This window comes from Paenibacillus elgii NBRC 100335 (assembly GCF_004000865.1).
Classification (GTDB): Bacteria; Bacillota; Bacilli; order Paenibacillales; family NBRC-103111; genus Paenibacillus_G; species Paenibacillus_G elgii.
This window is the reverse complement of sequence record NZ_BIMB01000007.1, coordinates 142,332-155,776: the sequence shown is the minus strand read 5'-3', so window position 1 is coordinate 155,776 and position 13,445 is coordinate 142,332. Positions and strand designations below refer to the sequence as shown.

General features: G+C 52.0%; 15 protein-coding genes. 8 read left to right on the top strand and 7 right to left on the bottom strand.

All coding sequences use genetic code 11. The features are described from left to right. Window positions 1-12: 12 nt before the first annotated feature. Window positions 13-969, bottom strand: a complete 957-nt coding sequence (locus tag PEL01S_RS07770) for an ABC transporter permease (protein ID WP_127459922.1) — start codon at window positions 967-969, stop codon at window positions 13-15. 4 nt (window positions 970-973) lie between these two features. Next, window positions 974-1,900 (bottom strand): ABC transporter permease, encoded by a 927-nt coding sequence (locus PEL01S_RS07765; protein WP_063182862.1) that lies wholly within the window; start codon window positions 1,898-1,900, stop codon window positions 974-976. A 384-nt stretch (window positions 1,901-2,284) separates the two neighbouring features. Here PEL01S_RS07765 and PEL01S_RS07760 point away from each other — a divergent pair, with 384 nt between their 5' ends. The 3 genes from PEL01S_RS07760 (at window position 2,285) to PEL01S_RS35155 (ending at window position 4,486) form a co-directional block, all read left to right on the top strand. After that, window positions 2,285-2,749, top strand: a complete 465-nt coding sequence (locus PEL01S_RS07760) for a YiaA/YiaB family inner membrane protein (RefSeq protein ID WP_010496663.1) — start codon at window positions 2,285-2,287, stop codon at window positions 2,747-2,749. 196 nt (window positions 2,750-2,945) lie between these two features. Next, a complete protein-coding gene (locus PEL01S_RS07755; RefSeq protein ID WP_127459921.1) occupies window positions 2,946-4,145 on the top strand; it encodes a macrolide family glycosyltransferase in 1,200 nt (399 codons plus the stop codon). A 209-nt stretch (window positions 4,146-4,354) separates the two neighbouring features. After that, window positions 4,355-4,486 carry a hypothetical protein gene (locus tag PEL01S_RS35155; RefSeq protein ID WP_255320083.1) on the top strand — a complete coding sequence of 44 codons (132 nt, stop codon included), beginning with the start codon at window positions 4,355-4,357 and terminating at the stop codon, window positions 4,484-4,486. Window positions 4,487-4,752: 266 nt separating this feature from the next. Here the strand turns inward: PEL01S_RS35155 and PEL01S_RS07750 are convergent, their stop codons facing one another. After that, window positions 4,753-4,974 carry a helix-turn-helix domain-containing protein gene (locus PEL01S_RS07750; protein WP_127459920.1) on the bottom strand — a complete coding sequence of 74 codons (222 nt, stop codon included), beginning with the start codon at window positions 4,972-4,974 and terminating at the stop codon, window positions 4,753-4,755. A gap of 162 nt (window positions 4,975-5,136) precedes the next feature. Between PEL01S_RS07750 and PEL01S_RS07745 the strand changes: the two genes are divergently transcribed. From PEL01S_RS07745 to PEL01S_RS07730, 4 genes are all read left to right on the top strand, one after another. Then, complete coding sequence (locus PEL01S_RS07745) at window positions 5,137-5,412, top strand: hypothetical protein (RefSeq protein ID WP_127459919.1); 276 nt, start codon at window positions 5,137-5,139, stop codon at window positions 5,410-5,412. 121 nt (window positions 5,413-5,533) lie between these two features. Beyond that, window positions 5,534-6,712 carry a lamin tail domain-containing protein gene (locus PEL01S_RS07740; RefSeq protein WP_127459918.1) on the top strand — a complete coding sequence of 393 codons (1,179 nt, stop codon included), beginning with the start codon at window positions 5,534-5,536 and terminating at the stop codon, window positions 6,710-6,712. Between the two features lie 280 nt (window positions 6,713-6,992). Continuing rightward, window positions 6,993-7,604, top strand: a complete 612-nt coding sequence (locus PEL01S_RS07735; RefSeq protein ID WP_127459917.1) for a VC0807 family protein — start codon at window positions 6,993-6,995, stop codon at window positions 7,602-7,604. Between the two features lie 10 nt (window positions 7,605-7,614). Continuing rightward, window positions 7,615-8,121, top strand: coding sequence for a GNAT family N-acetyltransferase (locus tag PEL01S_RS07730; RefSeq protein WP_127459916.1), 507 nt, complete (start codon window positions 7,615-7,617; stop codon window positions 8,119-8,121). Between the two features lie 81 nt (window positions 8,122-8,202). On the opposite strand, the gene PEL01S_RS07725 is transcribed toward PEL01S_RS07730, so the two are convergent. The 4 genes from PEL01S_RS07725 to PEL01S_RS07710 all read right to left on the bottom strand — a co-directional run bounded on the left by PEL01S_RS07725 (window position 8,203) and on the right by PEL01S_RS07710 (window position 12,080). Beyond that, window positions 8,203-9,186, bottom strand: coding sequence for a FecCD family ABC transporter permease (locus PEL01S_RS07725; RefSeq protein WP_127459915.1), 984 nt, complete (start codon window positions 9,184-9,186; stop codon window positions 8,203-8,205). After that, window positions 9,183-10,208, bottom strand: a complete 1,026-nt coding sequence (locus tag PEL01S_RS07720; RefSeq protein ID WP_127459914.1) for a FecCD family ABC transporter permease — start codon at window positions 10,206-10,208, stop codon at window positions 9,183-9,185. The genes PEL01S_RS07725 and PEL01S_RS07720 overlap by 4 nt, the downstream gene beginning before the upstream one ends. Window positions 10,209-10,213: 5 nt before the next feature. After that, the gene (locus PEL01S_RS07715) at window positions 10,214-11,176 is read right to left on the bottom strand and encodes an ABC transporter substrate-binding protein (protein ID WP_127459913.1); all 963 of its coding nucleotides are present in this window, start codon (window positions 11,174-11,176) and stop codon (window positions 10,214-10,216) included. A 100-nt stretch (window positions 11,177-11,276) separates the two neighbouring features. Further along, window positions 11,277-12,080, bottom strand: coding sequence for an AraC family transcriptional regulator (locus tag PEL01S_RS07710; RefSeq protein ID WP_127459912.1), 804 nt, complete (start codon window positions 12,078-12,080; stop codon window positions 11,277-11,279). A gap of 651 nt (window positions 12,081-12,731) precedes the next feature. On the opposite strand from PEL01S_RS07710, the gene PEL01S_RS07705 reads away from it, so the two are divergent. Beyond that, entirely contained in the window at window positions 12,732-13,073 is a 342-nt protein-coding gene (locus tag PEL01S_RS07705) for a hypothetical protein (protein ID WP_127459911.1), read from the top strand. The last annotated feature ends 372 nt before the right edge of the window (window positions 13,074-13,445 follow it).

The window sequence follows — 13,445 nt, the reverse complement described above, 5'->3', positions numbered from 1 at the left end:
CCGGCCGCCTCCTTAGCTTCGATTTTTCGGGTTGACGGCATCTTGTAGTCCGTCGCCGAGCGTGTTGAAAGCCAGCATCGTAATCGAGATCATGAGCCCGGGGAAGAAAATGCGCCACCATTGTCCGCTAAGTACGACGCTGAGCGCGTCATTCGCCATCGTGCCCCAGCTGGCCGACGGCGCCTGAACGCCGAGTCCGAGAAAGCTGAGAAATGATTCGGCGAAAATCGCATTCGGAATCGTAAACGTCAGGTTGACGATCATGACGCCGATCGCGTTCGGCAGCAGATGCTTGCGCACAATGTGAAAATGCGAGGTGCCGAGCTTCTGCGCCGCCAGCACGTATTCCTGCTGCTTGAGCTGGAGAATCTGCCCCCGGACGAGCCGGGCCATCCCAATCCAGCCGGTGACGGTGAGGGCGATGATAATCGTTCCGAGCCCCGGCGGCATGACTACCATGAGCAGAATGACCACCAGCAGGTACGGAACGCCGTACAAAATCTCCACGATCCGCATCAAAAAGTTATCGATCCGGTCACCGAGCGCGCTTCGTCCGGCCATATATCCGGCAACCCCGCCGATCGCGACGCCGATAACCAGATCGATCAAGGCGGCGACGACGCCGATCAGCAGCGACACCCGCGCCCCGTGCCACGTCCGGGCCCACATATCGCGGCCGAGATCGTCCGTGCCGAACCAGTGCTTGCCGGAGATCGGCAGGTTCCCTTCGGTGAGCGACTGCTTGCTCGGGCTGTACGGCACAAGCTGCGGGCCGATGATCGCCAGCGTGACGAGCACAAGCAGCAGCGTCAGGCCGAGCAGGGCCAGCTTGTTTTTCACCAGCTTGAGAAACACCTCGCGCCAGTAGCCGAGGCTCGGACGCTGCGTCTGCGGCTCGAAGCGGCTGCGGTCCACCGGGCGGAACAAACGGTCCTGCGCTTCGCTTGACGCCAATACCGGGTCGTTCATCCATCTACTCTCCCTTACTTGTCAGCTTGATTCTCGGGTCGATGACCCGGTAGGACAGATCAATCAGGAACAAGGTAACGACCAGCACGAAGCTGTAAAACATCGTCGTCCCCATAATGACCGGATAATCGCGGTTAAAGATGCTGTCCACAAAATATTTGCCCAGTCCCGGAATGGCGAAAATCTTCTCCACTACGAACGTGCCGGTAATCAGCGACGCAAACAGCGGTCCGATAAACGTAAGCACCGGGAGCAAAGCGTTGCGCAGCCCGTATTTGATCACGACCGTCCAGTCCGATAGACCTTTTGCTTCGGCGAGCCGCATGTAGTTCTGGCCGAGCACCTCCAGCATGCTGGCCCGGACGAACCGCGCAATAATCGCGAGGGGCGCCAGCGACAGCGCAATCGACGGCAGAATGCTGTGCTGCCACGTTCCCCACGAGGCGACGGGCAGCCAGTGCAGATTGACTGCAATGTACTTAATGAGCAGCGGGGCCAAAATAAAGCTCGGCACCGAAATCCCGATAATGGCCACGAGCATCGACAAATAATCGAGCAGCTTATTGTGATGCAGCGCCGAGACGATGCCCAGGGCCACTCCGACCGTAAGAGCGATCAGCATCGATTGGAGGCCGAGCAAAGCGGACGGGCCGATGCCCCGGGCAATCAGCGTGTTCACGCTGCTCGATTTGGACTGGATGGACGGACCGAGGTCCAATTGGATCAGGTTTTGCAAATACAGCACATATTGCCGGAAAATCGGCTGGTCCAGATGGTACTTGGCCCGCAGGTTCGCCAGCACATCCGGCGGCAGCATCTGCGAATCGGCCGCAAACGGATCTCCCGGAATCAGATGCATCAGAAAAAAGGTTAAAGTCGCGATCACCCACAACGTAACGACCATCGTCGCCACCCGCCGGACCACATACATGGTAAAGCCCCCCTGCCTGCTCATTCTGCCTTCATGCATTTTCTGGATAAATCGAACGGATTACTCGGAATTTACTCATTATTCTTACTTGAATACTTGGTATTTGAACATGGTATTGATATTATTGGAAATAAAATTTCTTGTCAACCACTTTTGACCGTTTTTTTGCTAGATTCCATAAGCTTTTTATAATTTATATTCAACCTTTGGATAATTCGAAAAATGTAATCGTTTGCTTTTTGGAAATTAACGAAGTACTAGATGAAAATAAGCCTTTTCACATGGTAGCCGGTAAGTTAATATATCTGTAAAAGACAACCAATTCTAACGACGAACTAAGATCCGCGTACTAGTCGTTCGTAACCTCAAGAGGAGTGTCCGCCCATGTACCCAAAATATCAAAAACGTAACACCGCAGCTTTTACCGCAGCTTCGTACTTTGCACTGGCCGCAGGGATATTCCTGTATTGCCTCGGCATCTACAATGCGGACTGGGAATTGAACGTAAAAGGGTACTACTTGCTATGCATGTTCTTAATTATCATCACCAGTATCGCGACCCAGAAGGTGGTCCGGGACAATGCCGAGGACAAGGAGCTGAGAAGCGAAAATCCAAAGCACCGTATGCGTAACACTCCCGCTTTCACCGGAATGGCGGTCGCAGGGTTGGTCATCGGATTCGCTATGTTTTTCATCGGTTTGTTTAACGCGCCGTTCGAATTGAACGTAAAAGGCTACTACATTGCTGTTATGCTGCTGATTTCCTATAGTGCGATCGGGGTGCAAAAGGTGACCCGCGATAACGCCGAGGACAAAGAGATTTTGGATAATCAAAATATGAATGGCTAATTTCATAGATATATTTTTAAACCCGCCTGCAACGATAGGCGGGTTTTTCCGGCTTCGGCACCATGTTGAGTCGGAGGAGGCTTCCCGGGCTTGGGCCATGAAACATGAATCCTTTGGCATTCCCGCTGGAGATTAAAAAATGATAAAATGGAATATAGTCCCAAATCGATGAGGGGCGAAGGAGGCTGAATGAATCATGGCACGTATTTTATTTATGAATGGCGGGGCGGAAGGACATGTGAACCCGACGGTAAGTGTCGTGCAGGAGCTGGTTCAGCGCGGAAATGAGGTCGTTTATTTCACGACGGAAAATTTCAGAGAGCGTTTGGAGAAGGTAGGGGCCGAGGTGCGGGCCTACGATTTTTTCCGTTTCTTCGAGGGATTCATGAGACCTGACAACCATATGCTCAGCAGAGTGGGCGGTATGCTGGAAGGGGCGGAGGCTCTCGTTCCCTTAGTCTTGGAAGAGGCCAAAGCCAAACCGTTCGATTATATCGTACACGACTCCATGTTCGGGGGCGGGCGGCTGATGGCTCATTTGCTCCAATTGCCGGCAATCAACTCCAGCACGTCTTTTGCGCAGACGGAAGCGCATTTTCAGCACTTTGTTGAGCATCTGAATGCTGCTGCTTCTTCCGGTCCGGCCGATCAGGCGCAAGCGGACTTCGAGCAATTGACAACCAAGCTCCGGCGCGACTATGGCTATGTTGTCCGCTCGCCTTATGAGGCGTTCTTCAACCCCGAGCCGATGACGATCGTATATACATCACGATTGTTCCAGCCGAGGGGAGAAGACTTCGACGACAGCTATAAATTTGTAGGCCCTTCCGTGTCCGCGCGTCTTCAAGCAGAGCCCGAGATGCCTGAGCTCGCGGGGAAATCTGTCATTTACATTTCGCTGGGGACGGCGTTCAACAAGGATATTGATTTTTACCGAAATTGTTTGAAAGCGTTCGGCGGTTCCGGCAATACGATTGTCATGTCAGTCGGTCGGGAGACCGAGATCGAGTCGCTCGGCGACATCCCGGACAATTTTATCGTCCGCCCTTATGTGCCGCAGCTCGAAGTGCTTCAGCACGCCCGTTTATTCATTACCCACGGCGGCATGAACAGCACGAACGAAGGCTTGTCGCAGGGGCTGCCGCTGGTGCTGGTCCCGCAAGGAGCCGATCAGCCGAAGGTAGCCGAGCGTGTTGCCGAGCTCGGAGCGGGCGTGGCGCTTAATAAAACGGAGCTGACGGTCGACCTGCTGCGCGATACGGTGAATCGGGTGCTTGAGACGCCTTCCTACCGCGAAGCGGCAGCCCGGGTTGGCGAATCGCTGCGCACGGGTGGCGGGGCCCGGCAAGCGGCGGACGAAATCGTTAAGTATATCTCGCAGGTAAAAGTAGGGTAAGACGCTGGAAGGAAGGGGGACTGCACTTATATGCAAAGGAGCTTCTCGGTTGTCACACGGGAAGCTCTTTTTTACTTTTCACTTTATGTGGAAGAGTTTTGAAAGTCTGGTAGAGGAACCGGGGCCAGCATGCTATAATCTCTATGGACGATGAATAGTGGTGGACGTTTTCGGACCACGGCGCAGCCTCCCGAAAGGGGGTGAGGCCGATGGTCAACCTTGTGGCGTTTTACGATGTGCTGCGTTGGATCGTGACGGTGCTAAGCCTGGTGTTTGGTATCCGTAAGCTCTACCGCTGGATGCGTCGTAAGTTTCGTAACAAGCGAAAACCCACCGAGTAATAGGTTGACGGCCTACGGTGGGTTTCGCTGAACTAACGATTTTGTTTTGGCGCGCCGTGGTGATCCACAGCCTTTCAGGTCCTAAGAGTCTTTACCATTCGCAGCGGCGAAGGCTCTTTTTAGTATACGGATGAACTGGATGTTGTTATACAGTTAGCTTCGAAACAACATTGACGTTATGTTTATTTTATCACGGCATTTTACGTCGTGCAACGCATTACTCCCTATATCTGGGGCTTCTCCGCTGTTATCCGGGAAGCTCTTTTTTACTTCTCTTTTTGGTCAGGTTCATATTCAATTAATTCGGACAAGGTGCATTGGAAGGTATCGCATAGCTTGAATAACGTTTCCAGCTTTGTCGTCTCGATATTTGTTTCCCGATATAACTTATTGATCGAATTTCGACTAATTCCCGATAGCCTCATTAAATCCGATATATCATCGATTCGCTGTTCCGCCATGAGCTTTCTCAAGTTACATTTCAACATTTTGTTTGCCCCCTATGGTTACTATATTACTCTGACCTTGTATTATCTACAATTACAATAACATTATTTAACCTTGTAGAGTAAAAAAATAACTTTACATTATCACTATAGAGTTATATAATAACCTTATAAGGTTAATTGCATGATTTAAAGGAGGATAATATGGTCAATTCAATAGGAAATTCCCTTCAACAATTCATTGGTCATCGTGTAGATGAAATTACGGAATATCTCATGGCAACGAACACAACCTACAAATCGCTTTCAAATCAATGTACCCAGCACTTTATACAAATACAAAAATACTTGCCGAACGATCTTCAACAAACCATGTTGCAGTATGAAGAGACGCTGCTCTCGCTTCAAGCCGTTATTGAAACTCATGTTTATACCCAGGGCATAAAGGACGGGATGACCTTGCGTGGATTGTTAAAATGAAGGGTGGATGACTCTCCTATAAAGGATGATGCCCCTACTCAGCTCCTAGAATTTTCTTGGACGAATAGTAAAATTGTGCTATTATTTCTAGCATCATATCGTTTAGGAGCTGGATCATTTTATGAAGCCTGGCATCAAGGGTTTTCTTCTGGGAGCCGTCACGACGCTGTTGCTTACATCGGCTTCCGTAGCCGCGGCCGCAGGAGGAACGCAAATTGAAGTGTATTTCAAGAGCTTGAAGTATATGTTTGACGGAAGCGAGAAAAAGCCGACCGGGGACTCCGGTTTTATTTATAAGGGAACGACCTATGTGCCGCTCCGATTTATAGGGGAGTCGCTCGGCAAGGAAGTAAGCTGGGACGAATTGACGAATACGATCTGGGTCGGTGAAAAGCCTGCGGAATTGAAAACGAGCGGTTCGAAAAGCGAAGAATCATCAGGCAACACCCAGAACTTAACGTCTCTGCCCTTTAAAAAGGAAGACGAAGCTTCGATGCTGAATGTGGACAGCTGGGGAAAAGGCGGGCATAATACGGCCGTACATAAAACGTTCTTTATCGGCGGGACGGAGTACAGCACGGGCTTAGGGCTTTACCTTCACGATAACCCCTATCCGGCTCATCTCCGAACGGGGGGAACGGTCGAATTGCAGCTGAACGGCAAGTACGAGAGATTGTCAGGCTTTGCAGGCGCGGACGACAGCAAGCTTTCCAATACGGCCAAAGGTACGATGACCTTCATTGCAGACGGAAAAGAAGTGCTGGCATTAAAAGATCTGGCTGCAGGAGAGAAACCAAGGCAGGTGGATTTGGCTCTGTCCGGGGTCCAAACCTTGCGTATTAATTTTCAATCCGACCGCAACGGCCTGATCAATATGATCTTGGCAGACCCTAAGCTAGCCTTAGCTGACACGGCAGCGGCATCCGCGGCCGACAAGAATGCAGAGAAACAGAGCAGCGATGTTTTTATTGTGAAGTTAGATAAAACGAAAGAATATGTCGTGATCAAAAATCGAGGAGAGGCTTCCGTCGATCTTAAAGGCTGGCGTCTGTCCAATGCAAGCAGTGGCAAAAAAGTTACATTTACTAAAAGCTTTGTTCTCGAACCGAATAGCTATGTCATGCTGCTCAGCGGCCAGGAGGGACGGAACTATAAGGCGACGGGGATAGATATAAGCGAGTATAAGGAATACTCCCAAAGCCTGCTCTGGACGACCGATCCGGTCTGGAACGACGATAAGCCGGAGACTGCGGAGCTGTACGATTCGACGGGCACGAAAGTAAGCGAGTATAAGCAATAATGTTTCCTCCTCCTAATGTTCACCATCCGAATGATCGTCACGTTGACGGTCATTTTTTTATACACAACGAAGGAGGAAGCTTGCCTGCATCAAAGTTTTCTATTTACAAACCGACGGTCGGTATGATAAAGTAATGACATAACAAACCGGCGGTCGGTATTATCCAATGGGGCTTGTCCAAAGGCCCATCTACCGTTACATATCGGGCAAGGACGTGCTGTTCGGCCTGGTGCTAAGAGAAAATCAATCCTAACTTAACCCGATAAAGGAGTCATCTTCGATGTCCAAACGCGCATATGTCATGTTCACCTTGTTGATCAACGGTCTGGTGCCTTGGGGCCTGTACGTCTGGCTGTCCGATTATGTAAGCAGCATTGCCGCGCTTTCCATCGCGACGCTTGTCCCGCTGATCGATAACGTCGTCCATCTGGCGAAGCACCGCAAGCTCGACGCTTTCGGTTCGCTCATGCTGTTCACCTTCCTGCTGACCATCGCGCTCGTCCTGCTCGGCGGCGACGAGAAAATATTGCTCGTCAGGGAATCCCTTGTTACGGCAGCCGTCGGTTTGGCCTTCCTCGTTTCGCTGTTTTTTAACCGTCCGCTTATGTATTATTTGGCGCTGCGTTTCGTTGCCAATCATCGGTTTCCGGAAAACTGGTGCTATTCGTACTTTCGTTTCGTGACGAGGCTGATGACCTTGGTATGGGGGATCATGCTGACGATGGAAGCCGCGATTCGGGTGTATATGGTCTACCACCTTTCCACCGAGAGATACTTGGCGTTGTCGAACTTCGTACTCTACGGCTTCATTGGCGCCGCCGTGTTATGGACGGTTGCTTACCGCCGGCATAGTTCCGCAAAACTCGCCCAAATCAAGCAAAGCGTCGCGTAGGGGGCTGAACATGGATATCGTCCAATTGACCGCGGATGATCTTAAAAGCTTACTGACGTTATACAAAGAGGTTACGGCGCATCTGAACCAAAACGGCGTGCGCCAATGGGACTGGCTCTATCCGAACCGTTTTGTGATCGGGGCTGATGCGAAACGAGGAACGGCGTACGGCGTCCATGAAGGAGACCGCGTGATCGGAGCGGTTGTCGTCGATCGCCGCCAGAGCGGGAACTACGGCGAGCTGCCTTGGATGGACCGGACTGGTGATCCGGCGTGCATTCACCGGCTCGCGGTACATCCGGCGGCTCAGGGGCAGGGAATCGGCAAAAGACTGCTGCTGTTCGCGGAGCAGCAAGCGCGGACCGAGGGCTGCACGAGTATCCGGCTCGACGTATTTACCGGAAATCCGGGCGCTGTCGGAATGTACCGGCGTGCCGGTTATACGGAAGTCGGGGCGATCCGGTTTCCCATGCGCAAGGAGCCGTACCTTTGCTTCGAGAAGCTGCTGTTCCCCTAAAAGTTCAGTAATCCCGCCATATGAAAACCCCTGCACATCAAAGCATGGCATGCCATGGCTTCGATAGGCAGGGGTTAAGTATTATCGCAGCCTCCGTACGCGTTCTTTGCGCAGCAAATAGACGAAATAGGGCGCGCCGATGATCGCGGTCATGATGCCGACTGGCACTTCTCGCGGAATCACGATGATGCGGCCGAGGCAGTCGCCGAGCAGCATCAGATCGGCCCCGATGAGCGCAGCAAGAGGAATGAGCCACTGATGCCGGCCGCCAACGAGGCTGCGGGCCATATGCGGTGCGATCAGCCCGACGAACCCAATGGCTCCGACCGCCGATACGGAAATCCCGGCGAGAGCGACCGCTAACAACAAGAGCCAGAAGCGCTGACGAACGACGTTTAAACCGAGGGAAGCGCTCGTCTCATCCCCCAATTGAAACACATTCAGCTTCGCAAAGCTCCCCCAGACAAGCGGCAGGAGCACAGCGATCCAGGGCAGGAGGGAAACGACCTCCCGCCAGCTCCGGCTCCACAGGCTGCCCGACATCCACAGCAGCGCCATGTTGACGTTGGTCGGATGGGTCACGATCAAATACTGGATGCCGGCCTGAAAGACGGCGCCGACGGCTACGCCGACCAGAGCCAGAGATGCGGGGCTTAACGTCAATCTGCGGCTCAGCAGCATGAGGATAACAAAGGCCCCGATCGCTCCGGCGAAAGCCGCTGCCGGAATGACGTACCCCGGCGATTGGGGAAACAGGAAGATGACCGCCGCCGCCGACAATCCGGCTCCTTTCGTAATCCCGATCACGTCGGGACTGGCGAGCGGATTGCGGACCAAGCTTTGGAGAATGACGCCGCTGACCGCAAGCCCGAACCCTGCTAAAATGCCTACGATCACCCGCGGCAGCCGAACCTCATGAACGATAAAATAAAATGGACCGTTTGCGGACAGCAAGCTTGGTCCGATATCCTGCACGGGAACGGAGACGGCTCCGACCGCAATGGATACCACAGCCAACAGGATCATGATCAGAAATGCGGCGCCAAGAACGATGCCTTTTCTCACCGGTGGGTCCCTCCTTTGCGCCGGGCCAAATAAACGAAGAACGGACCGCCGATCACCGCCGTGACAATGCCTACGGGGGATTCGAACGGAAACGCGATCATGCGGCTGAGCAAGTCGGCATAGACGAGCAGCGAGCCGCCAAGCAGCGCGGTGAGCGGTACCAGAACGCCCAGACGGCTGCCGGCCAAGGCGCGGGCGATGTGTGGGACGATCAGGCAGACGAACCCGATCGGTCCGCATACCGCGACCGCCGATCCGGCCATGAGGAGAACGAGCAGTACGGCGATGCCTCGGACGACCGCGACCCGTTGACCCAATCCGGCAGCAATTTCATCGTCGATCAGCAGCAGACGGAAGGAAGGGATCATGACGGCAAGCAGCAGCAGACTGCCGAGGAAGAAGGGCAGGATCATGCGCACCTCCGGCCATCCCGCTTGATTCAGCGACCCGACGAGCCAGAAGATCATGCTCTCCGTCGAATACTGATTCAAGATAATCAGACCTTCCGTCAGGGACGCGAGCAGGAAATGAACCGTAATCCCCGCCAAAGCCAAGCGGACATACTGCTTATGATCGTTACCGGTCAATGCCCAGACCAGCAGCGCGCCGACCGCAGCCCCCGCAAAAGCGAACAGCATTGAGCCAATAATCGACAGCTCCGCGACCGCCAGCAATCCGAACACGATGGCCAAGGATGCTCCGGCGTTAATGCCGAACACATGCGGGGACGCGAGCGGGTTTTTCGTGGCGAGCTGGGTCAGCAGCCCGGCCAACGCCAGCAGCATGCCTACGATGCAAGCCGTCAGCGTGCGGGGCAAGCGCAGCGTTTGGATATAGAGATGATTTTTGTCTTGGCCTTGATAGGTTAGCGCTTCATAGAGCGTGCGCCACGAGATTTGAGCCTGCCCCCATTTCAAGCTGAGCAGCAATCCCGCGGCCAAGATGAGAATCGAAATGGAAAAAAGGAAGAGCAGAAACCGGGTCCGGCTCTGCTGCTTCATCGATTGGTCAGTGCGATCCATTCAGGTTATTCTCCCAATTGCTTCACGATATCTTCCGCGATTTTCTCCGATCCGAGCATGCCTCGGGACAGCGACCAGTCGCGCCGTTCCACCGTAAACACTTTGTTGCCTGCAACGGCGTCGATTTTTTTCCATAACGGGTTGCTTTCCCATTGATTTACGATCGTTACTTTATCCGTAGGCATCAGGAACAGCACTTGCGGGTTCGTCTCAACAAGCTGCTCCAAGGTCAGCTGCGGATAGGCGGTGTCGTTTTTGACCGGGTCGGTGAAGCCCAGCATTTTTACAATGGAGCCCGTGTAAGAGTGGTCCGAGTGGGCGAAGAAGCCTTTCGGATTCACGACAGCCGGGAGTACGGTCGATGCAGCGCGGCTGATTTTCTTCTTGGTCTGCTCCATTTTCGTCTGATGCTCCTGCAGGCGCTTTTTGCCTTCCTCTTCTTTGCCGACCGCTTTGGCTGCGATCATGTAGTTTTTCAGCATTTGGTCGTAATCGGCTTGAAAATCGTTCAGCACGAGAATCGGCGCAATGGCTTTCAGTTGGGTCAGCGCATTTTTGTGCTTGTTGATATCGACGATAATCAGGTCGGGCTTCAGCGAGCTGATCAATTCGATGTTCGGCTCATAGCGGGACCCGACGGAGGTATATGGTTTCAGTTGGCTTTTGACGGAGTCCATGAACAGCTCGGGCGTACCGTCGTCGGCAATCCCGACCGGCTGTACGCCAAGCGTCACCAGCATATCGGTGAAGCTGAAATCCATCGTCACGATGCGTTCCGGCTTCTTCGGCAGGGTAACGGTTCCGGTCGCGTCTTCCACGGTGATCTTCTCGTCTTTTGGGGTAGCGGATTGTCCGCTGGCTTGGCCCGGTTGGGCTTGATTCGAAGCCGGTTGGCCGCAAGCGGCAAGCGCGATGACGAAGACGAGCAGCAAGGTGGTGCGGAGTGTGCGGTTGATCCAAAGGTGCATGATGCTATCCCCCATGATAATGATAATTATTCTCAAATTATTGTAGTCGCATCTTGGTTCCTAGGCCATGTCCAATTTTATGATGGGACATGTTATATTTTTAGATTTCGGACCGGTTTCGTTGAAAGGCCGTCGGGGAACAGCCCACTTCCTGCTTGAAAATGCGGCTGAAATGAAAATAGTCCGCGAAGCCGACCCGCTGCGCAATTTCTTTAGCGGGCAGGCGGGTTTGCAGAAACATCTGCTGTGCCTTCTGGATACGGAGACGGCGCAAATAGTGGGTCATGGTCGTTCCGGTATGCTTTTTGAACAGCACGGTGTAATGTCCGTCGCTCATTCCGGCCCGCTGGGCGAGCATCGGGAGGGTGAGCTTCAGCATATAGTGCTCGTTGATATAGGAGAGGGATTCCTTGATAGCGAGGTCGGACGACGGCTCCTCTTGTCTCATGTGCGTTTCGTACAGAAATATAAACAAAATCCGCTCCAGAATGAGACGCTTTCGGAACAGCTGCACGGCTTCCTCCTCTTCGGAATCGGTGCGGATCTCCTCGGCGGTGCGGATGAGCTCGTCCAGCATGTATTTGATCTTCACTTCGCTGTGCGTACGAAGCGGGCCATGGAGCGTCCAAGCGCTGCTCTCCGGGAATACGCGGTAGGTGATGACGGCGTACTCGGCCTCCTTCGTCTTTGGCACCTGGAGGTCGAAAGGGCTGTGTGCCGGATGGCAGGCGAAGCCCTGCGTGACGACGACTGGCTCCTGGCCTTGGGCTGATAAAGTAACGTGTCCGCGGAGCACAATGATGATCCGGTGGCTGTCCGGGCCGCAGTCAATGGGCCGGGAAGCCGTAGAGGATTCGACGGTCTCGAATACCGGAATCATCGCGGCAAGTTGTTGAAAATGCATAGAAGACGCAGCCCTTTCCCGTCAAAGTTTATTTCGCAAAGCCGTCCCGGGTGCGCGGTCATCGGCTACTCTTGATATTGACATATTTCTCAGGGGAGATACAAGAGGGGAGGATGGAAGGCGGGGGACTTTCATGGTATAAAAAGTTAAGTACGAGTAGGTTCAAAGTCATTTGATATCCCAGCAGCAGATTATAAATTTTGTTGCAAACAATATATCAAGTTAGATTCTAAAGGTGATATTGAAGTAGCTATCAGTGGGATGGATCGATCTGAATGGAGTGTGAAGGTAGTATTATTCGATTATTATGGTAATTACGAAGTTTCAAAAACATTAACACAAGATAACAAATCTCATACATTTAGAAACGTTCCGAGTGGTCAGTACAATATTCGTCTCGAAAACACTACTGGATACAGTGTCAAGGGATCTTTTGCTTTCAGTTGGAAGGGAAACTGGGGAGACTGGATAGAATAATAATGCAATATATACGGCACTCCATCCGGAGTGCTTTTTTTTATTTCAAATTTCGGAATCGACAATTTTCGCACCAGATAATGCCGTTTTTCTGCGGGTTAATACTAAATATACGCAAATAATAACAACAAAGGTATGATATAGATGAAAAACAAATTATAGGAGGTCTATGATATGAAAGTGAAAAATCTTGTTGTGGCTTCAGTATTGGCTATCCCTCTATTATTAGGTTTTCAAGGAGCAGCCATCCAAGCGGCAGCGGAGTCAAATAATGTCGTTCAGAAAAAAATCCCCACCGATCCGTATACTATAAAAGTTGGAGAAAAAAAGGAGTTGTACTCGGCAAAAGGTTACGATTATGATATTGCCGCAACTGACCCGGAAGGTAGTGCTTGTGCTTCGATCTCTAAGAAGAACGGCAAGTTTTATATTAAAGGTGAAGAGGAAGGGACAGCTTTGATGATTCAGCTAAAGGATGGAAAAGCAGTAAAACATTATAACGTTTCTTGTAAATAACAATTTAAGGAAAGATTTAAGCACTCCAACCGGGGTGCTTTTTCATTTGCGCGAAAAACCAACTCAACACAACGGGGGATCGAGATGGACATCAGGAGGATACCAGTTGATTGGATAAACCCTGCCACATATAAGCCGCGGATTGATCTGCAGCCGGGCGATCCAGCATACGAAAAACTGAAACGATCCGTCGAACAATTCGGCTATATCGACCGATTGTCTGGAATGAAAAGACCAGGAACATGGTCGGCGGCTATCAACGATATAAAATCCTTGTGAACGAGCAGGGCCGGACGGAGATTGAGGTGTCCGTAGTTGATATGGACCCAGAACAGGAGAAACTGCTGAATATCGCGCTAATAAAGTCGAGGG

What these genes read in the sequence shown, in the direction of transcription:
- PEL01S_RS07710 (WP_127459912.1), bottom strand. Translation starts at nt 12,080, where the DNA reads ATGCATTTTCAACAACTTGCCGCGATGATTCCGGTATTCGAGACCGTC.
- PEL01S_RS07755 (WP_127459921.1), top strand. Translation starts at nt 2,946, where the DNA reads ATGGCACGTATTTTATTTATGAATGGCGGGGCGGAAGGACATGTGAAC.
- PEL01S_RS07750 (WP_127459920.1), bottom strand. Translation starts at nt 4,974, where the DNA reads ATGTTGAAATGTAACTTGAGAAAGCTCATGGCGGAACAGCGAATCGAT.
- PEL01S_RS07730 (WP_127459916.1), top strand. Translation starts at nt 7,615, where the DNA reads ATGGATATCGTCCAATTGACCGCGGATGATCTTAAAAGCTTACTGACG.
- PEL01S_RS07705 (WP_127459911.1), top strand. Translation starts at nt 12,732, where the DNA reads ATGAAAGTGAAAAATCTTGTTGTGGCTTCAGTATTGGCTATCCCTCTA.
- PEL01S_RS07735 (WP_127459917.1), top strand. Translation starts at nt 6,993, where the DNA reads ATGTCCAAACGCGCATATGTCATGTTCACCTTGTTGATCAACGGTCTG.
- PEL01S_RS07760 (WP_010496663.1), top strand. Translation starts at nt 2,285, where the DNA reads ATGTACCCAAAATATCAAAAACGTAACACCGCAGCTTTTACCGCAGCT.
- PEL01S_RS07740 (WP_127459918.1), top strand. Translation starts at nt 5,534, where the DNA reads ATGAAGCCTGGCATCAAGGGTTTTCTTCTGGGAGCCGTCACGACGCTG.
- PEL01S_RS07715 (WP_127459913.1), bottom strand. Translation starts at nt 11,176, where the DNA reads ATGCACCTTTGGATCAACCGCACACTCCGCACCACCTTGCTGCTCGTC.
- PEL01S_RS07765 (WP_063182862.1), bottom strand. Translation starts at nt 1,900, where the DNA reads ATGTATGTGGTCCGGCGGGTGGCGACGATGGTCGTTACGTTGTGGGTG.
- PEL01S_RS35155 (WP_255320083.1), top strand. Translation starts at nt 4,355, where the DNA reads ATGGTCAACCTTGTGGCGTTTTACGATGTGCTGCGTTGGATCGTGACG.
- PEL01S_RS07745 (WP_127459919.1), top strand. Translation starts at nt 5,137, where the DNA reads ATGGTCAATTCAATAGGAAATTCCCTTCAACAATTCATTGGTCATCGT.
- PEL01S_RS07720 (WP_127459914.1), bottom strand. Translation starts at nt 10,208, where the DNA reads ATGGATCGCACTGACCAATCGATGAAGCAGCAGAGCCGGACCCGGTTT.
- PEL01S_RS07770 (WP_127459922.1), bottom strand. Translation starts at nt 969, where the DNA reads ATGAACGACCCGGTATTGGCGTCAAGCGAAGCGCAGGACCGTTTGTTC.